The organism is Myxococcus sp. CA005 (assembly GCF_006518205.1).
In the GTDB taxonomy this organism is placed as follows: Bacteria; Myxococcota; Myxococcia; order Myxococcales; family Myxococcaceae; genus Myxococcus; species Myxococcus xanthus.
Genome location: NZ_SRLV01000124.1, coordinates 1 through 19,279, shown reverse-complemented (window position 1 = coordinate 19,279; position 19,279 = coordinate 1). Strand labels below are relative to the sequence as shown.

Here is a 19,279-nt window from a genome sequence, read left to right as displayed (position 1 = left end):
GCCCCGGAGCCACCGCCGCACGTCCCCCGGTCGCCGGGCCTAGCGCCCAGCCCCGTCCCCCGCCGTCACTGTCCGCACAGGGCGCTCAACGCCCAGCCGCGCCCGCCGCCGCGGCGACGCCCGCGAATGCACCAGGGGCTGAAGAGATCCCCGCGCTGCGCCAGCTCACGATGGCGATGAAGCAGCAGAACCACTTCCAGCGACTCGGGCTGACGGAGCAGACGAACTCAAGCGCGGTGAAGATCGCGTACTTCCGCCTGGCCAAGCTCTACCACCCGGACACGCTCCCGCAGGGGGCGCCGCCGGAGCTGGAGAAACTGAAGGCGGAGGTCTTCGCGTATATCGGCGACGCCTACCGCACCCTCTCCGACGACAGCAGCCGCGCCAGCTACATCGAGGAGCTCAAGAGCGGCGGCAGCGGAGACGGGGTGGACGTCAACGGCATCCTCATGGCGGAGGAGCTGTTCCAGAAGTCCTGCATCCTGGTGAAGGCGCGCAAGTTCCCGGACGCCGTGAAGATGCTGGACGAGGCCATCAAGCTGAACCCGGAGGAAGCGGAGTTCTACGCGTGGCGTGGCTACGCGCGCTTCTTCACAGCGGCGGACAAGAAGGCCGCCCAGCCCGAAGCCTTCCGGGAAATCCAGAACGCCATCAGACGCAACGAGCGCTGCGCCCCCGCGCACTACTTCCTGGGCGTCATCGCCAAGCTGAGTGGTGACGGCCACGGCGCGCTCAAGCACTTCAAGCGCACCGTGGAGCTTCAACCGGACCACATCGACGCGCAGCGAGAAGTCCGCATCGCGTCGCAGAAGAAGTAGGGTGCGCCCCCCTTACCCGAAGACACGAAGGAGAGAAGGAACGTGCCGCTCACTGGGAAGCAACGCCGCCATCTGCGCGCGCTAGGACACCACCTGGAGCCGGTGGTCATCGTCGGTCAGGCCGGCGTCACCGAGGGTGTCATCGCCGCCATCGAGCAGGCGCTGCAGGACCACGAGCTCATCAAGGTCAAGATCAACGAGGGCCCGGAGACGCGCCAGGAAGCCGCGGCGCGCATCGCCGAGGGCGCCCAGGCGGAGCTCGCGCAGTTGCTGGGCCGCACCGCGCTCGTGTTCAAGAAGCGCAAGAAGGACTCCAAGTTCGAGAAGTTCTAGCCAGCCTCAAGCCGGCCGCGCCGCGGAAAGTCCTCCGCGGCGCCCGGCCGCCTCAAGGCGTGAAGCCCGCCGCCCCGGCAACGAACTCCGCCGCCACGCTCAGCCGCTCCAGCAGCGCGGGCCCGAAGTACTGGCGCTTGGACTCCCCCAGTCCACCCTGCACGTTCGCCGCCGTCTCCACGTAGCCCACGTAGCCATCCGCCAGGCTCAGCACGCCCGTGGCGCCGGTCCGCTGCAGCAACTCCATGCCCGCGGCCACGCTGGGCTCACCCGGCACCGCCACCAGCTTCAGCGGCCCCAGCACCAGCGCGCCCACCTCCGCCAGACGCGGCGCGGATTCACACAGCAGGTTGTCCCCCGCCGCCCGCGTCAGCGCCGGCACCAGCCGCGAAGCGTCCGGACGTGGCATGGCCGCATCAGCGCGCGCCAGGGACAGCCGCACGGTCTCCCCCACGGGTGACAAGGGCGCATCGCCGGCCAACTCCGCCAGGGCATGCGCGAAGCCCGACACCCGCTCCAGCCCCTGCCCTTCCGAGTACGCCACCGTCGCATTACCCCCCGCGCCCTGCAGCAACAGCGTCACGCCGCTGCCCGCCTCCTCGCGCAGCGCGCTGAGCCGGCCGGGGTAGTCAGGGTCGACGTAGGCGCGGCGACGCGGCACCATCGTCGGGTGCGCGGCGTAGAGCAGCAGCTCCGCCACCGGGCCCGCCTGCCCCCGGAACACCGCGCGCGTCAGGACGCCATCCGGCTTCTCGCCACCGCTGCGGGAGATGACGAACTTCTGCTCCCGCGCCTCGCCGACCTCCAGCGACACCGGGGCGAGCGACGCGGCCGCCTGGGCCAGTGCGTCACCCGCCGCCGTGGTGATGGCATCCACCACGTCTTCCCGGTAGCGCCCGGTGCCGGACACCTGGGCCACCAACCGCGAGTCATACCCGCCCAACGACGAATGCGTGTGCGTGGCCAGGACCAGCACATCCTCCAGCCCCGAGGCCCGCGCGCGCTCACGCACCCGCGTGGCCAGCACATCCGGAACGAGGAGCAGGTCCAACGACACCAGCCCCACCTGTGTCCCTCCCGCCTCCAGCACCACCGCGCGCGCGTAGAGCGGCACGTCGGCCTGCTCCGCCTCGGGCCGTGGCGGCGTATAGCCGGCCACCACCACCGGGAAGGGCGGCGAGAGCGCCACCTTCGCCGCGCCCGCGCGCAGCGGCCCTTCGCCATGGACCTGTGACACAAGGACTGGCGCGCGTTCAGCCCAGCTGCCACACCAGTTCCAGGACGCCAGCGAATACGCGGCGCCCACGGTGAGCAACACCAGGGGAAACAGGGAACGCCAGCGGACCAATCGCGAGGATGCCATGCGGGAACCAGACTAACCGCAGGGCCTGGCCTTTGGGACGCCTGACTGCCCACATGAAACGACTCTGGCGTCGGGTGGAATACCCACCAGAGGGGCATGCGTTCCTGTTCCGCTCACCGCTCGAAAGGAGTAAGGCAGCGCGCCATGTGCGGCATCTTCGGAATCGTGGGGCACGCCGAGGCCTCCAACCTGACATACCTGGGGCTGCACGCCCTCCAGCACCGCGGGCAGGAGTCCGCGGGCATTGTCGCCTCTGACGGGATGGGGCTGCGCGCTCACCGGCAGATGGGACTCGTCGCCGACATCTTCGATGCGCCGGTGCTCGCCGACCTGCCCGGGCAGGCGGCCATCGGCCACGTGCGCTACTCCACCGCTGGAGGCAGCGCCCTCAAGAACGCCCAGCCGCTCTTCGTGCAGTACGCGGGCGGGCAGTGCGCCATCGCGCACAACGGCAACCTGGTGAACGCGGCGGAGCTGAAGCAGCAGCTCGAGGCCGACGGCGCCATCTTCCAGTCGGACGCGGACACGGAAGTCATCCTGCACCTGCTGGCGCGCTCCAAGCAGGCGACCTTCGAGCAGAAGCTCGTGGAGGCGCTGCGCAAGGTGACGGGCGCCTACAGCCTCCTGGTGCTCACGGAGAACAAGCTCGTCGCGGTGAGAGACCCGCACGGCATCCGGCCGCTGGTGCTGGGGCGGATGAAGGAAGGTGCCTACGTGCTGGCCAGCGAGTCGACCGCGCTGGACCTCATCGAGGCGGAAACCGTGCGCGAGCTGGAGCCGGGCGAGCTACTCGTCATCGAGAACGGGCTGCTGCGCACCAGCAAGCCCTTCGCGGAGCCTCCGCGTCAGGCGCGCTGCATCTTCGAGCACGTGTACTTCGCGCGGCCGGACTCCACGCTGTTCGGCAGCAACGTGTACGAAGTGCGCAAGGAAATGGGCCGTCAGCTCGCGAAGGAGCAGCCGGCGCCCTCCGCGGACCTGGTCATCGCGGTGCCGGACTCGGGCGTGCCGGCGGCCATCGGCTTCGCGCAGGCCAGCGGCATTCCCTACGACGTGGGCCTCATCCGCAGCCACTACGTGGGCCGCACCTTCATCGAGCCGCAGCAGTCCATCCGCCACTTCGGCGTGAAGCTGAAGCTGTCCGCGGTGCGGCAGGTGCTCAAGGGCAAGCGCGTGGTGGTGGTGGACGACTCCATCGTCCGCGGCACCACGAGCCGCAAAATCGTGAAGATGATCAAGGCGGCGGGCGCGGTGGAGGTGCACCTGCGCATCTCCTCGCCGCCCACGAAGTGGCCTTGCTACTACGGCATCGACACGCCGAGCCGCCAGGAGCTCATCGCCGCGACGCACAGCCTGGAGGAGATTGCCACGTACGTGACCGCAGACTCGCTCGGCTACATCTCCCAGGAAGGCCTGGGCCGCGCGGTGGGCGACCCGGAGCGCGGCAGCTTCTGCACCGCCTGCTTCTCCGGCAAGTACCTCATCGGCGACTTCGGCGAAGAACGCGCCGAGCCCAGCAAGCTCACCGCCTGACGTCACCACCTGCTTCACGCCCCTGGCCCCCTGCCCGCTTCATTCCAGGCTGGGGGCCTTCGCGTTTCAGGCCGGCAAGGCCACGGGCCGGCCCTCGATGAAGTCCGTGAGGTCCGCGGGCAGGGGCGCCTCGAACGCCACCGCCTGGCCAGAGCCCGGGTGGGGGAAGGCGATGCGCGCGGCGTGCAGCGCTTGCCGGGGCAGGCGCAGCCGCGGCCACGCCTCGGGCTCCAGACAGTGCTTGCTGAAGCGGTCGAAGTAGCCGGGGTCGGGCCCGTACATCTTGTCGCCCACGAGCGGGAAGCCCGCGTGGCACAGGTGGATGCGAATCTGGTGCTGGCGCCCCGTCTCCGGGAAGCAGCGCAGCAACGCGAAGGGCGCGCCATCCCGCGTGAAGCGCTGGAGCACCTGGAAGCGCGTGCGGCTCTCCTTGCCCTCCACCGGGTCGATGCGCACGGCGATGCGGATGAGCTCGGTGCCCTCCGCGATGGGCGCATCCACGGTGAACGTGTCCTCGGGCGGGTGCCCTTCGCAGAGCGCCAGATACTCCTTGTGCACGTCACGCGAGACGAACAGCCGCCCCAGCACCCGGCAGGACTCCGTGGTGCGCCCGCAGACGACCAGCCCGCTGGTCTCCCTGTCCAACCGGTGCGCGGGCTCGGCGAAGCGCTCACCGAAGCGCTCTCGCAGGAGCGTGACGAGGGTGCCCTTGTGGTAGCGCGCCGTGGGGTGGATGGGCAGACCCGCGGGCTTGTCCAGCACCAGCAGCCAGTCGTCCTGGAACACCACGGGCAATTCCGTGGGCGTGTCCGGCTCCTCGCTGGCGCGGCGGCGGATGCGGAAGGCCAGCCCCGGGTACACCGGCGTGGACGGCTTCAGGCGCCGCTCCTCGCAGATGACACCCCTCAGGATGACGCCCTGGAGCCGCTCCCGCGTCATCCGGCGGAGCTTCTCCCCCAGGTACTCATCCAGCCGCCAACCCGCGTAGTTCGGCTCGACGACGTAGCGGATGTCGACGTAGCCCTCGGGGGCTTCTTCCTGCGGTGCGCTGTGCATGGGCCTGCCGGCGCTCTACCACGGCGGGCCCTCCTGCACAGGCGGGGACGGACGAGCGAGCGGGCCCACGGAACGCCGGGGCCCCCACCCGTCATTTGCCCTCAGGCCGAGGCCGCCTGAATCGGCCGGTCCTCGACGCCCAGGAAGCTCGCGAACAGGTCCGCGATGCGCTCGGCGGCGCGGCCATCCCAGAACTCGGGCACGCGGCCCTGCTTGCCTTCACCATCCAGCACGCGGTCGGCGGCCAGACGGATGCGGACCGGGTCGGTGCCCACCACCTCGTTGGAGCCTTCCTCCACGGTGATGGGGCGCTCGGTCTGCTCGCGCAGGGTGAGGCACGGGACGCCCATGGCCGTCGTCTCCTCCTGGAGGCCGCCGGAGTCGGTGAGCACCAGGCGCGCCTTCGACGTGAGCGCCAGGAAGTCGAGGTAGCCCATGGGCTCCACGGGCCGCAGGCTCGGCGTGCGCTCGAACCACGTGTTCAGGCCATGCTCCGAAATCACCTTCCGCGTGCGCGGGTGCACCGGGAAGATGACCGGCAGGCGCGTGGCGACGTGGGCCACCGCGGACAGGAGGCCGCCCAGAGTCTTGGGGTCGTCCACGTTGGAGGGCCGGTGCAGCGTGCACACCGCGTAGCCGTGGGGGATGAGCCCCAGGTCCTTGAGCACCGGCAGCTTGTCGGCCTTCTCGCGCGAGGCGAAGAGCGAGTCGATCATCACGTTGCCCACGAAGTGGATGCGGGCCGGGTCGGTGCCTTCCTTGAGCAGGTTGGCGTCCGCGTCACGTGAAGGCGTCAGCAGCAGGTCCGACAGGCGGTCGGTGACGAGCCGGTTGATCTCCTCCGGTTGGTGTGGCGAGTAGCTGCGCAGCCCCGCTTCGACGTGTGCCAGGGGGATGCCCAGCTTCGACGTCACCAACGCCGCCGCGATGGTGCTGTTCACGTCGCCCACCACGGAGACGAGCGCCGGAGGGTGGGCCAGGAAAACCTTTTCCAGCTCCACCATCATGCGTGCCGTCTGCTGCGCATGGCTGCCCGACCCGATGCCCAGATGGACGTCCGGGGCAGGCAGGCCGAGGTCGGCGAAGAACACGTCGCTCATCTTGGCGTCATAGTGTTGCCCCGTGTGGACAAGGATTTGCTCAAGGGGAGTACGCTCGGCGATGGCGCGATAGATGGGCGCGACCTTCATGAAGTTCGGACGCGCCCCAACGATATGAATGACCTTCTTCATGTTGCGACCAAAGCTAGGCACTGGAGCCGCGCTGGCCAGTGTCCGATGATGCAAATGTCCAATCCCGGGGGCCGGCAATCGTCGCGAACCTGATAGACGGAGGGGTCATGCAATCTTGCCGGACCGTTGCAGTCATTCCCGCCCGACATGCCAGCACCCGCTTCCCGGGCAAGCCGCTGGCAATCATCGCCGGCCGAACAATGATTGAGCACGTCTGGCGCCGCTGTCAGGAGGCCCAGGCCTTCGACGAGGTGTGGGTTGCCACCGATGACGACCGCATTCGCGCCGCAGTGGAGGGCTTTGGCGGCAAGGCGGTGATGACCAGCCCCGCCTGCGCCACGGGGACGGACCGGGTCGCCGAGGTGGCGCTCGGCCGTCCAGACATCGACATCTGGGTGAACGTCCAGGGAGACGAGCCCCTGGTGGACCCCGCCACGCTCCAGCGGCTGGCGGGCCTCTTCCAGGACGCGTCCGTGCGGATGGGCACCCTGGTCCGCCCGCTCGAAGCGGACGAAGCCGCCAGCCCGCACGTGGTGAAGGCGGTGCTCGCGCTCAACGGCGACGCGCTCTACTTCAGCCGCAGCCTGGTACCCCACGTCCGCGAGCCGGGCACGCCCGTCCAGCGCTGGGGCCACATCGGCCTCTACGGCTACCGGCGCGAGGTGCTGCTGTCGCTGGCGAAGCTGGCGCCCACGCCGCTGGAGGACGCGGAGAAGCTGGAGCAGCTCCGCGCGCTGGAGCACGGCATCCCCATCCGCTGCGCGAAGGTCACCTCGCACACGGTGGCCGTCGACCTCCCCGGTGACGTGGAGAAGGTGGAGGCCCTCATGCGCGCGCGGGGGGGCTGACCATGGGCTTCCTCAAGAACGTGTTTGGCGGTGGCGCGGCGAAGGCGGACGCGGAGTCCCCGGCGCCTGACGCGGCGCCCGCTGCCGCGCCAGCCACATCCGCCCTGCCCGGAGCGGGAACCACGGTCCCCGCCGCCGAGCCAGCGGGCGCGCCCCATGCCGCCGAGGCTCGGGAGCATGCTCCCGCGGAAGCCCCCCGGGCCGAAGCCGCCCCGAAACCACCCGCGCCTCCGAAACCGCAGCGCGCGCAAGAGACCCGCAAGCAGCAGCAGGAGGACGAGGACATGGAGGGCGTTCAGCGGCTGTTGTCGCGCAAGGTGGAGCGGGTGCTGGAGCAGTTGGGAACGCTCGCCACGCGGGCGCGCTCGGGCGAAGAAGTGCCCACCATCACCGTCACGCTCCACCTTTCGCACGGTCATTCGATGACGGGCGAGGTGGTGGACTACGTGCCCCGCGAATCGGTGCTGATGGCCCTGGGCAAGGAGGGGCTGCGCCGCTCGGAGTCGGTGGCCTACGTGGACCTGTCCACGGTGGTGGCGGTGGCGGTGGGCAACGCGGAGAAGCTGCTGGAGCTGACGCAGCTCGTACGGCCCAACCCCACGCGGCAGGACGTGGTGACGCTGCTGGAGAAGCTGCCCCACGCCCTCACCGAGCAGTTCTGGCCGGGCGAGGCGTCCCTGGGCGGCAAGCCCCTGCGCTTCGAGGTGGACTGGGTGGGCCTGGACGACGAGCCGGGCCGCCGCGCGCTGGAGTCCGCCGTGAATGTCGCCAGCCACGCCTTGCGCGCCCTGGCCCAGGAGCAGGGCCGCGAGGTGCTGCGCCGCATCACCACCGTGCGCTTCCTCAAGGGCCGCGACACCCGCGCCGCCGTGGAGGGCGAGACGGGCACGGTGACGGTGGGCCCGGGTGAGCCCACCGTGTCCGCCTTCCGCAAGGCCTTCGCCGCCGGCATCAGATGACGGGCAGCGACGCCGGCTCGGGCCCCAGCGGGAAGGCCGCGTCGAGGTGGGCCAGCTCGTCGGCGGTCAGCGTCAGCGACGCGGCGGCGGCGTTGTCGCGTGCGTGGGCTTCCCGGCTCGCCTTGGGGATGGCGAACAGCGACGGCCCGCGCACCAGGAACCGGAGCGCCACCTGGTACGGCGTGACGCCGTGCGCGCGGGCGATGCCGCCCAGCACCTTCCCACCCCGGCTGTCGGGCCGGGGAAAACGGCCGTTGCCGAAGGGGCTGTAGCCCACCACCGCCACCCCGTGGGCTTCGCACCAGGGCAGGACGGCGTGCTCAATGGCGCGCTCCTCCAGGTGGTAGAGCACCTGGTTGCAGGCGATGCGCCCGGGCCCCGCGAGCGCGAGCGCCTCCTCCAGGTCCTCCACCCCGAAGTTGCTCACGCCCCAGGCGCGAATCTTTCCATCCACCACCAGCTTCTCGAAGGCGCGCACCGTCTCCTCCAGCGGGTGCGAACCCGGCCAGTGCAGCAGGTAGCAGTCGAGGTGGTCCGTGCGCAGCCGCTTCAGGCTCCGCTCACAGGCGGCGAGCGTGCCCGCGTAGGAAGCGTTGGACGGCATCACCTTCGACACCAGGAAGACGTCGCCGCGCCGGCCCGCGATGGCCTCGGAGACGATGGACTCCTCCACCTTGCCGTAGCCGTACAGTTCAGCGGTGTCCACGTGCGTCATTCCCAGGTCCAACCCGGCGCGAAGGGCGCGGATGGCGCCTGCCCGGTCATCCTCCTCCATCTGCCAGGTCCCCTGGCCCAGGACGGGCACGGACACCCGTGTGCTTCCGAATGGACGCTGCTCCATGGCACTCCCCCTGATTCGGCGTATGACTTGCTTCGAGAGGATTAATACCGCTTCAACGCACACGCAGGCGTCCGGTGCGCAGGTTGGAAGCTCGCGTTAGTCTCCGCCGGTGTCTTCCCCCGCGAACGATTCGAAAAGCAGTGCCTCCCCTGGCGTCACCGTCCGGCGACTGCTGAAGCTGGCGCGCCCCGAACTGCTGCCCCTGGCCGCGGGCACCCTCTTCCTCCTCATCAGCAGCGGAGCCACGCTGGCCTATCCCCGCGCCATTGGCGACCTGGTGGACCAGGCCCTCACCGCGCGCGACCGGTATGTGGTGGACCGGCTCGCGATGCTGATGCTCGCCGTGTTCACGGTGCAGGGCATCGCCATGGCGCTGCGCATCTACCTCTTCACCAACGCCGGCGAACGCGTGGTGTCGCGGCTGCGCAAGGACCTCTTCCGCGCCCTGCTGTCCCAGGAGGTGGGCTTCTTCGATTCGCGCCGCACGGGCGAGCTCACCAGCCGGCTCTCCTCGGACACCACCGTCCTGCAGACCACCGTCACGGCCAACGTGTCCATGATGCTGCGCTACGTCGTCACGGCCCTGGGCGGCGTGGGCCTGCTGCTCTACACGTCCGTCCAGCTCACGCTGGTGATGCTGGCCGTCATCCCGCCCGTGGCCATTGGCGGCGTGTTCTACGGGCGCCGGGTCCGGGTGATTTCCCGTCAGGCCCAGGACGCGCTCGCCGCCAGCGGCGAGGTGGCCGAGGAAGACCTGTCCGGCATCCGCACCGTGCGCTCCTTCGCCGCGGAGCGGCACGAGGTGGAGCGCTACAGCGTCGCCGTGGAGCGCTCCTTCACGCTGGCGAAGAAGCGCGCGCTCCAGACCTCCGTCTTCATGGGCGTGGCCTCCATCGCGGGGTATGGCTCCATCGCCGCGGTGCTCTGGTACGGAGGCCGGCTGGTGGTGGAAGGCGGCCTCTCCGTGGGCGAGCTCACCTCGTTCCTCATCTACACCATGCTGGTGGCCTTCTCGTTCAGCGGCATCGCGGAGCTGTGGGCGGACTTCATGCGCGCCAGTGGCGCCGCCGAGCGCGTCTTCGAACTGCTGGACCGCAAGCCCGCCATCGGCGCTGGCGGCGAGCAGCTGACCGACCTGCGCGGGCACGTGCAGTTCCGCGGCGTGCACTTCGCCTACCCCAGCCGTCCCGACGTGCCGGTGCTCCAGGGCCTGGACCTGGAGCTGCGGCCGGGCGAGGTGGTGGCGGTGGTGGGCCCCTCCGGCGCGGGCAAGTCCACGCTGGCCTCCCTGCTGTCGCGCTTCTACGACCCGCAGAACGGCGAGGTGCTGCTGGACGGCCATCCGCTCACCGCCCTGGAGCCGGAGTGGCTGCGCCGCAACATCGGCATGGTGGCGCAGGAGCCCCAGCTCTTCTCCTGCTCCATCGCGGACAACATCCGCTACGGCCGGCCCGGCGCCACCGACGCCCAGGTGGAGGAGGCCGCCCGCGCCGCCAACGCCCACGCGTACATCGAGCGCTTCCCGGAAGGCTACGGCACCCAGGTGGGCGAGCGCGGCGTGCAGCTCTCCGGTGGCCAGAAGCAGCGCGTGGCCATCGCCCGGGCGGTGCTGAAGGACCCTCGCCTGCTCATCCTGGACGAGGCCACCAGCGCCCTGGACGCGGAGAGCGAGCACCTGGTGAAGGACGCGCTGGAGCGCCTGATGAAGGGCCGCACCACGCTCATCATCGCCCACCGCCTGTCCACCGTGGCCAACGCGGACCGGGTGCTGGTGCTCGACGGCGGCGTCGTCATCCAGAGCGGCACCCACGCCTCCCTCATGAGCCAGGAGGGCCTGTACCGGCGCCTGGTGGAGCGGCAGTTTGTCGCAGCTTGAACGCCTGGTGCCCACACGGCGCCCGCCACGCACCTCGCGACAGTGGCGCGCACCCTGGCTCCCGATTAAGTCAGGGGCTCCGAAAGGAGGTGATGCCTTGAACGACAGCAACTCCAAGGCGTCCACCTCCGCTTCGCTGGCCTGAAAAGGCACCGAGGCGGTGGCGGATGCTGGCAGTTCCGGGCCCGTTCCCCGTGAGGGGGACGGGCCTTTTCGCTACGGCTCGGGAATGCCAGACCGCCCCTCCTGTTCGGAGCGCGCCGGGGGGGAGAGGCCGACCCAACACGTTTCATCCGGGAGTTTCCGCCGTGTCCATCACTCCATGCCCCAGCCCGCTGCCCACCGCCCTCCGGGACGAGGAGTCCGTGGACGCGCAGCGCAACCTCTTCTGCCCCAACTACGACGCCTGCCTGCACCTGGTGGTGAAACGGGGCTGGGAGGGCTGGAGCTGCCGGAACTGCGATTTGCGCAAGTTCCGCGTCGGGCAGCCGAACGCCCAGGAGTTCGCGGTCGCCCGGCCGGGTGCTTGGGACGGCAACTGACGCCGTCCCCGCCGGCCCGAGCGGGCGGCCGTCCATCGGAAACAGAATAATTGACGCATCCCTGCCTCAGTAGGCAGAACGGGACATGCGCTCCAAGAAAACCAAGTTCATCTTCGTGACGGGCGGAGTGGTCAGCTCCCTCGGCAAGGGTCTCGCCTCCGCTTCGATTGGCGCCCTGCTGGAGAACCGTGGGCTGGCCGTCACCCTCATCAAGCTGGACCCCTACATCAACGTGGACCCGGGCACGATGAGCCCGTTCCAGCACGGCGAGGTGTTCGTCACCGAGGACGGCGGTGAGACGGACATGGACCTCGGCCACTACGAGCGGTTCACCAACGCGCGGATGAGCCGGCTCAACAACTTCACGTCCGGCCGCATCTACCACGCGGTCATCATGAAGGAGCGGCGGGGCGAATACCTGGGCAAGACGGTCCAGGTGATTCCGCACGTCACCGACGAAATCAAGTCCAGCATCCGCCAGGCGGCGCAGGACGCGGACGTGGTCATCGTGGAGGTGGGCGGCACCGTGGGCGACATCGAGTCGCTGCCCTTCCTCGAGGCCATCCGGCAGATGCGCTACGACGTGGGCAACGAGAACGTCGTCTACGTCCACCTCACGCTGCTGCCGTACATCGGCGCGGCTGGCGAGGTGAAGACCAAGCCCACGCAGCACTCGGTGATGAAGCTGCGGGAGATAGGCATCCAGCCCGACTTCCTCGTGTGCCGCACCGACCGCGAGGTGCCCCGCGAGCTGAAGGACAAGATCGCCATGTTCTGCAACGTGGACACGCGCAGCGTCTTCACGTCGCCGGATGTGCGCAGCACCTACGAGCTGCCGCTGGAGCTGCACCGCCAGGGCCTGGATGAGCGGCTCGCGGAGGTCCTCAACATCTGGAGCCGGGCGCCCCACCTGGAGCGCTGGGAGAACATCATCCGCAAGGTGTACGAGCCCGCGCGCGGCCAGGTCCGCATCGCGATTGTCGGCAAGTACGTCAACCTCACGGAGAGCTACAAGAGCCTCAACGAGGCGCTGCTGCACGGCGGCATCGCCAACGACGTGAAGGTGAACCTGCACTTCGTCGACAGCCAGGAGGTCGAAGAGCAGGGCGCGGAGAAGCTGCTGGCCGGCGTGGACGCCATCCTGGTGCCCGGCGGCTTCGGCGTGCGCGGCACCGAGGGCAAGATCGCCGCCGTGCGCTACGCGCGTGAGAAGAAGGTGCCGTTCTTCGGCATCTGCCTGGGCCTGCAGATGGCCGTGGTGGAGTTCAGCCGCGGCGTGCTGGGCCTGTCCTCCGCCAACAGCTTGGAGTTCAACGAGCACACGCCGCACCCGGTGGTGACGCTCATGGAGAGCCAGGTGAAGGTGCAGGACAAGGGCGGCACCATGCGCCTGGGCAGCTACGCCTGTGCGCTGAAGCCCGGCTCGCTCGCCCACCAGCTCTATGGGCAGGACACCATCCAGGAGCGCCACCGCCACCGCTACGAAGTGAACAACGCGTACCGTAGCAAGCTGCAGGAGGCGGGGCTGGTCATCTCCGGCTCCAACCCCGAGCTCAACCTGGTGGAGATGATTGAGCTGGCCGACCACCCCTACTTCATCGGCTGCCAGTTCCACCCTGAATTCAAGAGCAAGCCCTTCGCACCCCACCCCCTCTTCTCCGGCTTCATCCGCGCGGCGCTCGCCCAGCGGGACGCGAACGCGGCGGCCGGCAAGGTGACCGAATGAGCGCCCCCAACCCCATCGAGCTGTGTGGCTTCAAGGTCGGCCAAGGTCAGAAGCTGTTCGTCATCGCCGGCCCCGACAGCATCGAATCCGAGGACATGGCCCTGCGCCATGCCTGGATGCTGAAGGAAATCACCGGCCGGCTCGGCGTGCCGTACGCCTTCAAGTGCTCCTACGACAAGGCCAACCGCACCAGCGGCAAGTCCTTCAGAGGCCCGGGTCTCAAGGAAGGCCTGAGAATCCTGAAGAGAATCCGGGATGAAGTGGGCGTTCCCGTCCTCACGGACGTCCATGAGACGAGTCACGTCGGGCCAGCCTCGGAAGTTGTGGATATCATCCAGATACCGGCCTTCCTGTGCCGGCAGACGGACCTGGTGGAAGCCGTGGCGCGTACGGGCAAGGGCGTGAACCTGAAGAAGGGGCAGTTCGTGGCGCCCAAGGACATCGTCCACTCGGCGCGCAAGGCCTTCGAAGCGGGCAACCCCAACGTGCTCGTCACCGAGCGCGGTTCAACCTTCGGCTACAACAACCTGGTGGTGGACATGCGCGGCTTCGCGCAGATGCGCGACGCCGGCCTCGCCGTGTGCTTCGACGCCACCCACTCCGTTCAGCTCCCCAGCGCCGGCAACGGTGAGACGGCGGGCGAACGCCGCTTCGTGTCACTGCTGGCCCGCTCCGCCGCGGCCGCCGGGATTGACGCGTTGTTCACGGAAGTCCACGAAGATCCGGATCGTGCCCTGTGTGACGGTCCCTGTTCGCTGAATCCACAGATGTTTGAAGACGTGGTACGAAACGTGCTGAGCATCCGCCGGGTGTTGGGCCACGAGCCGGGTTGATGTGTCGGCAAACAAGGGAGTCGAGCAAGCCATGGTGACGGACGCCCCTTCCAGACTGGCAACGGAAGAGCTGATGTCCCGTGCTGCGCGCGTGCGGCTGCTCGTCTTCGACGTGGACGGGGTTCTCACCGACGGCGGCCTCTACTACGGCCAGGACGGCGAGCTGATGAAGCGCTTCGACGTCAAGGACGGCCATGCGCTCGTCATGGCCCGGCTGTCCGGGTTGCCCGCCGCCATCCTCACCGCCCGCACCTCCGGCATCGTGGAGAAGCGCGGGCGGGAGCTGGGCCTCGCGGCCGTGTTCCAAGGCCGCCGTGACAAGTCGGCCGCTCTCAAAGAGTTGGTCACCCAGTTGGACGTGCCCTTGGACGCCTGCGCGTACATGGGTGACGACCACAACGACCTGGGTCCACTTTCAATGGTGGCTCTTTCCGCTTGTCCTGCGGATGCGGTCCCCGAAGTGCGCCGCGAGGCACACTTCGTTACCCAGAGTCCTGGCGGCCGAGGGGCCGCTCGCGAACTCGTGGAGCTGTGTCTCAAGGCCAGTGGCCGCTGGGACGACGCAGTGGGTCTGATGAGAGGGACTGATAGGCGCGGTACTCAGTGAGGTTGAAGAAAACCCGTGTTCAAGGTAGGTGAATAGTTCCATGGGCAGCGGAATCATGCAGCAAGAGGGGAGTACGGCCATGACGGACCAGCTCTACACGACGCACGACATCAGTCGTTTGCTTCAGGTGGATCCGTCCACGGTGAGCAAGTGGATTGACCGGGGCATCCTGATGGCGTTCAGGACGCCGGGTGGCCACCGCCGCGTGCGGTCGGCGGACCTGCGCACGTTCCTCATCACCCACCAGATGCCGGTTCCCGAGGAGCTCGGCAGCGGCACGGTGCGCCTGCTCGCGGTGGATGACGAGCGTCCGGTGCTGGACGCCATCAAGCGCGCGTTCAAGCCGTTCGCGGCCCAGGTGGAGCTGCAGACGACGACGAGCGGCGTGGAGGCGCTGCTGCTCGTGTCCGAGCAGAAGCCGCACGGCATGATCATCGACCTCAACATGCCGGACATCGACGGTCTGGAAGTCTGCCGCCGCATCCGCGCGCGCAAGCAGATGGAGGGCGTGCGGCTCATCACCATGACGTCCGCGCATACGCCCGAGGTCGTGGAGCAGTCCAAGCAGGCCGGCGCGCTGGCGTGCATGGCGAAGCCGCTGGACGTGCAGCAGGTGCTGGAACTGTTCCGCGTTCCGCTGGCGCTCAGCGCCAAGCGGTAGAACAGGCAGGGCTTCCGCCTTGCTCGCGGAAGCCCTGGGCAGGGATTTCAGTGGGAGGCAGGTGACCTCCCTGGCCCGCGGTGTGCGCTCGCGGCTTCAGCCCTGGACCTTGACTTCGATGACGCGGGGCTTGGACTCCTCGCGCCGAGGCAGGGTCAGCGTCAGCACACCCTGCTCGTAGCGAGCCTCCACCCGGCTTGCGTCCACCGTGTCAGGCAGCGCGAAGGAGCGGGCGAACGTCCCGAAGGCGCGTTCCTGGCGGCGCACGTTGACGCCCTCCGCACGCGGCTCGGCCTTGCGCTCGGACTGCACGGTGAGGATGTCCTTCTCCACCGTCACCTGGATGGCCTTCGCTTCCAGCCCGGGCATGTCCAGATGGAGGGTGAGGCCGCTCTCGGATTCGGTGATGTCCGCGGCCGGCGTGCGCTCACGCGGGGCCTGGCGCCACATGGGCTGCGTCAGCTCGCGGAAGAGCGCGTCGACATCGCGCATCAGCGGGTTCACCACGACGGCGGAGTTGAACGGATTGCGAGTCTGCATGGTCGTCTCCTGTTCGTGACGTCCTCGCGGACGCACGGCATGAATGAGCCTGGGTTGTTCTGGTTCGCGGTCGCCGCGGTGCCCCCCACCGGAGCTCCAGCGCCGCCTCACAAGACTCAAGAGAACCATGCTTCGGAACGTGTCAAGCAACGCCCCGGCGCCTTCGCCGGCGCCACGTTTCACGCCCGCCCGCCTGCCCCCCAGGCCGCCTCAGTCGTCGTCGCGGCCAAGGTGCACGGCGAAGCTCTCCTCGTCGCGGGACACCTGCACCGTCCAGGGACGGCAGCACACCGGGCAGTCCTCGATGTACGTCTCCGAGGCCACACCAATGGGGTCCACGGCGACCTCCACTTCCTCACCGCAGTAGGGGCACAGCTGGGCGGCGGATTCCGCGAAGGGCTGCATGGCTGGGTCTCCTCATCACGGACTCAGCGTCCGCGCATCTAGACGGTAGAATGCCGAGCCATGGCCTCTCCTTCCCGGAATCGCATTGGCGACATCCTCGTCAAGGCACGCGTCATCGACGACTTGCAGCTGCGCAGTGCACTGGCCACCCATGACCAGTGGGGCGGACGTCTGTCGCGCATCATCGCGGACCTGGGTCTGGCCACCGACGACGTCATCACCGAGGCCATCTGCCAGGGCCTGGGAATGCAGCGCATCCAGTTGGGCAACGTCACGCGCGACGCGGGCGCGCTCTCACGCGTCGACGTGAGCCTCGCCGAACAGAAGGCCGTCTTCCCGGTGTCGCTCAAGGACAACGGCAAGACGCTGGTGCTGGCCATGGCGGACCCCACGGACCTCGTCACCCTGGACCAGGTGGCGGCGAAGAGCCGCGCCCGCGTGGTCGTTATGGTGGCGGGCGAGCGTGAAATCGAACACGCCATCCTCCGCCACTACCGTGGCCAGGAGCCCGTCGTCAGCACGCGCTTCGGCGGCAACAAGCGCCCGAGCAGCTCGGACGCGCCGGAGGACGAGGACGAGTTCAAGGTCGTCGACATGAGCGGCAACACGGTGGTGAAGCGCATCGCCGACATCACCCCGCCCGCTCCCGCCGCGGCGCCTCCGCCCCGCGCGCCGGAGCGCGCCCCCGCCCCAGGCGCTGGCGCCAGCGCCGCGGACATCCTTGACGAGATTCTGGCGGGTGGCGCGCCCGCCAACGAGTGGACGGACGAGGACCTCAAGCGGCTGCAGACGGTGCAGCAGAACCAGGAGAAGAGCTCCAAGATTCTGCGCGCGCTGCTCGAGCTGCTGCTGGAGAAGAACCAGCTCCAGCAGCGCGAACTGGCGGCGCGGATGCGGCTGTAGGGCGCGCCCTCAGCCGGCGCCCGAGCCCGCTTCCAGAAGCTCGCGGCCGGTGAGCCCCAGCAGGTAGAGGATGCTGTCCAGGCCGCCCGCGGCGATGGACGTGTCGGCCGCGGCGCGCAGCTTGGGCTTCGCCCGGAAGGCGATGCCCAGCCCGGCACGCTCCAGCATCAGCAAGTCGTTGGCACCGTCTCCCACGGCGACCACCTGGTCCAGCAGGATGCCTTCCGCCTGCGCCAGCGACTCCAACAGCTCCGCCTTGCGCTGCGCGTTGACGATGCGGCCCACGGTGCGGCCGGTGAGCTTCCCGTCCTGAATCTCCAACTCGTTGGAGTACGCGAAGTCGATGCCCAGCCGCGCCTTCAGCGCCTCGGCCGCCACGGAGAAGCCGCCGCTGATGACGGCGGTGCGGTAGCCCAGCCGCTTGAGCACGCGCACCAGCGTCTCCGCGCCCTCCGTCAGCGGCAGGTTCGCCGCGAGCTGGTGGACCACGGACGCGTCCAGGCCCTGCAGCAACGCCACGCGCTGACGCAGCGATTCGTCGTAGTCCATCTCGCCGTGCATGGCGCGCTCGGTGATGCGCGACACCTGCTCGCCCACGCCATGCGCGCGCGCCAGCTCGTCGATGACCTCGATGCGGATGAGCGTGGAGTCCATGTCCATGACGACCATCCGCTTGCCGCGCCGGAACAGGCTCTCGCGCTGCAGCGCCACGTCGAACCCGCCCGACTGCATGGACAGCTCCAGCAGCGCGTGCTTGAGCGCGTCGGGCGGCTGGCCCGGCGGCAGGCTGATGTGGATGTCCACCGAGCCCAGGTGCGGCTCGCTGAGGCGCGTGATTCGCTCCACGTTGGCACCGTGCCCCGCGAGCACCTGCGTCAGCGCATGAAGCTCCCTCGCGCCCAGGGCGCGGCCCACGGCGGTGACGACGTGGTGCGCGGACGCGGCGGGCGTGGCGGGCGCCTCCACCACCTGGAAGTCCAGCGCCACGCCCAGCGTCTTCGCGGCGGACAACAGCGTCTCCAGGGTGCCGCTCGCCGGGGGCAGACGCACCAACAGGCAGAGCGTGAGGCGCCCCTGCACCACCACCTGCTCCACGTCGAGCAGCTCGGCGCCAGCTTCCGCCAGCAGGCCGGTGAGGCGCGAGACGATTCCGGGATGGTCCTTCCCGGTGACGGTGATGAGCACGCTTTCGGACAGGGGCGGAGTCATGGCGCCACGGAGTGTGGCAGCCCCCAACGTGCGCGGCGAGCCCCGAGTGCGCCGGGGCCCGGCCGCTCGTCCGTCACTCCTTCGGCGTGTCCGAGGAGATGACGAGGTCGCCCTTGGCGAGGAACTCCTTGTCCGGGAACGCCTTGTAGAAGTCCTCCAACATGGCGTCCACGTCCGGGTAGCGCTGCTCGCGCTTGTCCTGGGTGGCCTTGTCGAATAGCTGATCGAGGCCGCTGGGGGCCTCCGGGTTGACCTCGGAGGGCAGCGGCGAGCGGCGGCCCGGAATCTGCCCGGTGAGCATCTCGTAGAGCAGGATGCCCAGCGCGTACACGTCCGCGGAGGCGCCCGGCTCCTTGCCGCCCCGGTTCATCAGCTCCGGCGCCATGTAGGCCATGCCGCCCGTGCCCACGAAGACCTGGGGCATGCCCTTGGTGGCGTCCACCTCCACCACCCGGCCCAGGCCGAAGTCGGCCAGCTTCGCGTTGCCGTACACGTCGAAGAGCACGTTCTCCGGCTTGATGTTGTGGTGCGTGAGGCCCGCGGCGTGTGCGGCCCGCAGACCATAGGCCATCTGCAGGAAGGCGCGCAGCGCGAAGGGCACCGGTACGCCGTTGCCACCGCCCGCGTCCAGCCGCTCACGCAGGCTGCCCTGCATCAGCTCCAGCACGAAGTACGGCCGGGCGGCGTCCACGTTCTGGTCCACCACCTGGACCACACCCGGGTGGCGCACCTGCGCCTGGGCGCACAGCTCCTTCTTCAGGCGCTTGAGCACCTCGCCGCGCTGCAGGAAGGAGAAGTAGCCAAAGATGTCCTTCAGCTCCTTGAGGCAGATGTCCAGGCCCAGCGCGGTGACGCGCCCCTTGAAGACGGTGCCCAGCGGCCCGGTGCCGATGGGGTCGAACTTCTGGTAGCGCAGGTCCAGCTCGGCACCCTTCGGAGCGGGAGCGGCGGGCGCTGCTGCGGCGGCGGTGGAAGCGGGGGGAGGAGACATGGG

At 69.2% G+C, this 19,279-nt stretch carries 20 protein-coding genes; 12 read left to right on the top strand and 8 right to left on the bottom strand.

Annotated features, from left to right (window positions below; genetic code table 11):
- Together FMQ63_RS34135 and yhbY are read left to right on the top strand one after the other, a co-directional pair.
- Positions 1 to 818 (top strand): DnaJ domain-containing protein (locus FMQ63_RS34135; RefSeq protein WP_141276928.1); only part of this gene is annotated, 818 nt, incomplete at its 5' end.
- A 42-nt stretch (positions 819 to 860) separates the two neighbouring features.
- Positions 861 to 1,151, top strand: coding sequence for a ribosome assembly RNA-binding protein YhbY (gene yhbY / locus FMQ63_RS34130; RefSeq protein WP_011551225.1), 291 nt, complete (start codon positions 861 to 863; stop codon positions 1,149 to 1,151).
- A 52-nt stretch (positions 1,152 to 1,203) separates the two neighbouring features.
- Here yhbY and FMQ63_RS34125 read toward each other — a convergent pair whose 3' ends face one another.
- A complete protein-coding gene (locus FMQ63_RS34125; protein ID WP_011551224.1) occupies positions 1,204 to 2,514 on the bottom strand; it encodes a neutral/alkaline non-lysosomal ceramidase N-terminal domain-containing protein in 1,311 nt (436 codons plus the stop codon).
- Between the two features lie 144 nt (positions 2,515 to 2,658).
- Here FMQ63_RS34125 and purF point away from each other — a divergent pair, with 144 nt between their 5' ends.
- Positions 2,659 to 4,047 (top strand): amidophosphoribosyltransferase, encoded by a 1,389-nt coding sequence (gene purF / locus FMQ63_RS34120; RefSeq protein ID WP_026113885.1) that lies wholly within the window; start codon positions 2,659 to 2,661, stop codon positions 4,045 to 4,047.
- Positions 4,048 to 4,113: 66 nt separating this feature from the next.
- Here purF and FMQ63_RS34115 read toward each other — a convergent pair whose 3' ends face one another.
- A complete protein-coding gene (locus FMQ63_RS34115; protein WP_011551222.1) occupies positions 4,114 to 5,103 on the bottom strand; it encodes an RluA family pseudouridine synthase in 990 nt (329 codons plus the stop codon).
- Between the two features lie 101 nt (positions 5,104 to 5,204).
- On the bottom strand, positions 5,205 to 6,335 hold the full coding sequence (gene wecB / locus FMQ63_RS34110) for a non-hydrolyzing UDP-N-acetylglucosamine 2-epimerase (protein ID WP_011551221.1): 1,131 nt from the start codon (positions 6,333 to 6,335) through the stop codon (positions 5,205 to 5,207).
- A gap of 107 nt (positions 6,336 to 6,442) precedes the next feature.
- On the opposite strand from wecB, the gene kdsB reads away from it, so the two are divergent.
- Together kdsB and FMQ63_RS34100 are read left to right on the top strand one after the other, a co-directional pair.
- Positions 6,443 to 7,183 (top strand): 3-deoxy-manno-octulosonate cytidylyltransferase, encoded by a 741-nt coding sequence (gene kdsB / locus FMQ63_RS34105; protein WP_011551220.1) that lies wholly within the window; start codon positions 6,443 to 6,445, stop codon positions 7,181 to 7,183.
- A gap of 2 nt (positions 7,184 to 7,185) precedes the next feature.
- Entirely contained in the window at positions 7,186 to 8,142 is a 957-nt protein-coding gene (locus FMQ63_RS34100; protein WP_011551219.1) for a hypothetical protein, read from the top strand.
- On the opposite strand, the gene FMQ63_RS34095 is transcribed toward FMQ63_RS34100, so the two are convergent.
- Positions 8,135 to 8,983 (bottom strand): aldo/keto reductase, encoded by an 849-nt coding sequence (locus FMQ63_RS34095; RefSeq protein ID WP_011551218.1) that lies wholly within the window; start codon positions 8,981 to 8,983, stop codon positions 8,135 to 8,137. The genes FMQ63_RS34100 and FMQ63_RS34095 overlap by 8 nt on opposite strands.
- A 109-nt stretch (positions 8,984 to 9,092) precedes the next feature.
- On the opposite strand from FMQ63_RS34095, the gene FMQ63_RS34090 reads away from it, so the two are divergent.
- The 6 genes from FMQ63_RS34090 to FMQ63_RS34065 all read left to right on the top strand — a co-directional run bounded on the left by FMQ63_RS34090 (position 9,093) and on the right by FMQ63_RS34065 (position 15,228).
- Positions 9,093 to 10,859 (top strand): ABC transporter ATP-binding protein, encoded by a 1,767-nt coding sequence (locus FMQ63_RS34090; RefSeq protein WP_011551217.1) that lies wholly within the window; start codon positions 9,093 to 9,095, stop codon positions 10,857 to 10,859.
- Between the two features lie 308 nt (positions 10,860 to 11,167).
- Positions 11,168 to 11,401: a hypothetical protein gene (locus FMQ63_RS34085; RefSeq protein WP_020478920.1), complete on the top strand. Its 234-nt coding sequence runs from the start codon at positions 11,168 to 11,170 to the stop codon at positions 11,399 to 11,401.
- A gap of 85 nt (positions 11,402 to 11,486) precedes the next feature.
- Complete coding sequence (locus tag FMQ63_RS34080; protein WP_011551216.1) at positions 11,487 to 13,127, top strand: CTP synthase; 1,641 nt, start codon at positions 11,487 to 11,489, stop codon at positions 13,125 to 13,127.
- On the top strand, positions 13,124 to 13,960 hold the full coding sequence (kdsA, locus tag FMQ63_RS34075; RefSeq protein WP_011551215.1) for a 3-deoxy-8-phosphooctulonate synthase: 837 nt from the start codon (positions 13,124 to 13,126) through the stop codon (positions 13,958 to 13,960). The genes FMQ63_RS34080 and kdsA overlap by 4 nt, the downstream gene beginning before the upstream one ends.
- Positions 13,961 to 13,991: 31 nt before the next feature.
- The gene (locus FMQ63_RS34070; RefSeq protein WP_026113884.1) at positions 13,992 to 14,567 is read left to right on the top strand and encodes an HAD family hydrolase; all 576 of its coding nucleotides are present in this window, start codon (positions 13,992 to 13,994) and stop codon (positions 14,565 to 14,567) included.
- A 40-nt stretch (positions 14,568 to 14,607) separates the two neighbouring features.
- Positions 14,608 to 15,228 (top strand): response regulator, encoded by a 621-nt coding sequence (locus FMQ63_RS34065; RefSeq protein ID WP_020478919.1) that lies wholly within the window; start codon positions 14,608 to 14,610, stop codon positions 15,226 to 15,228.
- 96 nt (positions 15,229 to 15,324) lie between these two features.
- Here FMQ63_RS34065 and FMQ63_RS34060 read toward each other — a convergent pair whose 3' ends face one another.
- Together FMQ63_RS34060 and FMQ63_RS34055 are read right to left on the bottom strand one after the other, a co-directional pair.
- Positions 15,325 to 15,768 (bottom strand): Hsp20/alpha crystallin family protein, encoded by a 444-nt coding sequence (locus FMQ63_RS34060; protein ID WP_011551212.1) that lies wholly within the window; start codon positions 15,766 to 15,768, stop codon positions 15,325 to 15,327.
- 210 nt (positions 15,769 to 15,978) lie between these two features.
- Positions 15,979 to 16,173: a CPXCG motif-containing cysteine-rich protein gene (locus tag FMQ63_RS34055; RefSeq protein ID WP_011551211.1), complete on the bottom strand. Its 195-nt coding sequence runs from the start codon at positions 16,171 to 16,173 to the stop codon at positions 15,979 to 15,981.
- Positions 16,174 to 16,233: 60 nt separating this feature from the next.
- On the opposite strand from FMQ63_RS34055, the gene FMQ63_RS34050 reads away from it, so the two are divergent.
- The gene (locus FMQ63_RS34050; protein ID WP_011551210.1) at positions 16,234 to 17,076 is read left to right on the top strand and encodes a general secretion pathway protein GspE; all 843 of its coding nucleotides are present in this window, start codon (positions 16,234 to 16,236) and stop codon (positions 17,074 to 17,076) included.
- Positions 17,077 to 17,085: 9 nt separating this feature from the next.
- Here FMQ63_RS34050 and serB read toward each other — a convergent pair whose 3' ends face one another.
- Both serB and FMQ63_RS34040 read right to left on the bottom strand, forming a co-directional pair.
- On the bottom strand, positions 17,086 to 18,285 hold the full coding sequence (gene serB, locus FMQ63_RS34045) for a phosphoserine phosphatase SerB (RefSeq protein WP_011551209.1): 1,200 nt from the start codon (positions 18,283 to 18,285) through the stop codon (positions 17,086 to 17,088).
- Between the two features lie 73 nt (positions 18,286 to 18,358).
- A partial coding sequence (locus FMQ63_RS34040) for a serine/threonine-protein kinase (protein ID WP_141276926.1) occupies positions 18,359 to 19,279 on the bottom strand: 921 nt, incomplete at its 5' end.

Bases quoted from the DNA above. Each gene is read 5' to 3' on its own strand.
- FMQ63_RS34125 (WP_011551224.1), bottom strand. From the start codon at position 2,514: ATGGCATCCTCGCGATTGGTCCGCTGGCGTTCCCTGTTTCCCCTGGTG.
- purF (WP_026113885.1), top strand. From the start codon at position 2,659: ATGTGCGGCATCTTCGGAATCGTGGGGCACGCCGAGGCCTCCAACCTG.
- FMQ63_RS34115 (WP_011551222.1), bottom strand. From the start codon at position 5,103: ATGCACAGCGCACCGCAGGAAGAAGCCCCCGAGGGCTACGTCGACATC.
- wecB (WP_011551221.1), bottom strand. From the start codon at position 6,335: ATGAAGAAGGTCATTCATATCGTTGGGGCGCGTCCGAACTTCATGAAG.
- kdsB (WP_011551220.1), top strand. From the start codon at position 6,443: ATGCAATCTTGCCGGACCGTTGCAGTCATTCCCGCCCGACATGCCAGC.
- FMQ63_RS34100 (WP_011551219.1), top strand. From the start codon at position 7,186: ATGGGCTTCCTCAAGAACGTGTTTGGCGGTGGCGCGGCGAAGGCGGAC.
- FMQ63_RS34095 (WP_011551218.1), bottom strand. From the start codon at position 8,983: ATGGAGCAGCGTCCATTCGGAAGCACACGGGTGTCCGTGCCCGTCCTG.
- FMQ63_RS34080 (WP_011551216.1), top strand. From the start codon at position 11,487: ATGCGCTCCAAGAAAACCAAGTTCATCTTCGTGACGGGCGGAGTGGTC.
- kdsA (WP_011551215.1), top strand. From the start codon at position 13,124: ATGAGCGCCCCCAACCCCATCGAGCTGTGTGGCTTCAAGGTCGGCCAA.
- FMQ63_RS34070 (WP_026113884.1), top strand. From the start codon at position 13,992: ATGGTGACGGACGCCCCTTCCAGACTGGCAACGGAAGAGCTGATGTCC.
- FMQ63_RS34065 (WP_020478919.1), top strand. From the start codon at position 14,608: ATGGGCAGCGGAATCATGCAGCAAGAGGGGAGTACGGCCATGACGGAC.
- FMQ63_RS34060 (WP_011551212.1), bottom strand. From the start codon at position 15,768: ATGCAGACTCGCAATCCGTTCAACTCCGCCGTCGTGGTGAACCCGCTG.
- FMQ63_RS34055 (WP_011551211.1), bottom strand. From the start codon at position 16,173: ATGCAGCCCTTCGCGGAATCCGCCGCCCAGCTGTGCCCCTACTGCGGT.
- FMQ63_RS34050 (WP_011551210.1), top strand. From the start codon at position 16,234: ATGGCCTCTCCTTCCCGGAATCGCATTGGCGACATCCTCGTCAAGGCA.
- serB (WP_011551209.1), bottom strand. From the start codon at position 18,285: ATGACTCCGCCCCTGTCCGAAAGCGTGCTCATCACCGTCACCGGGAAG.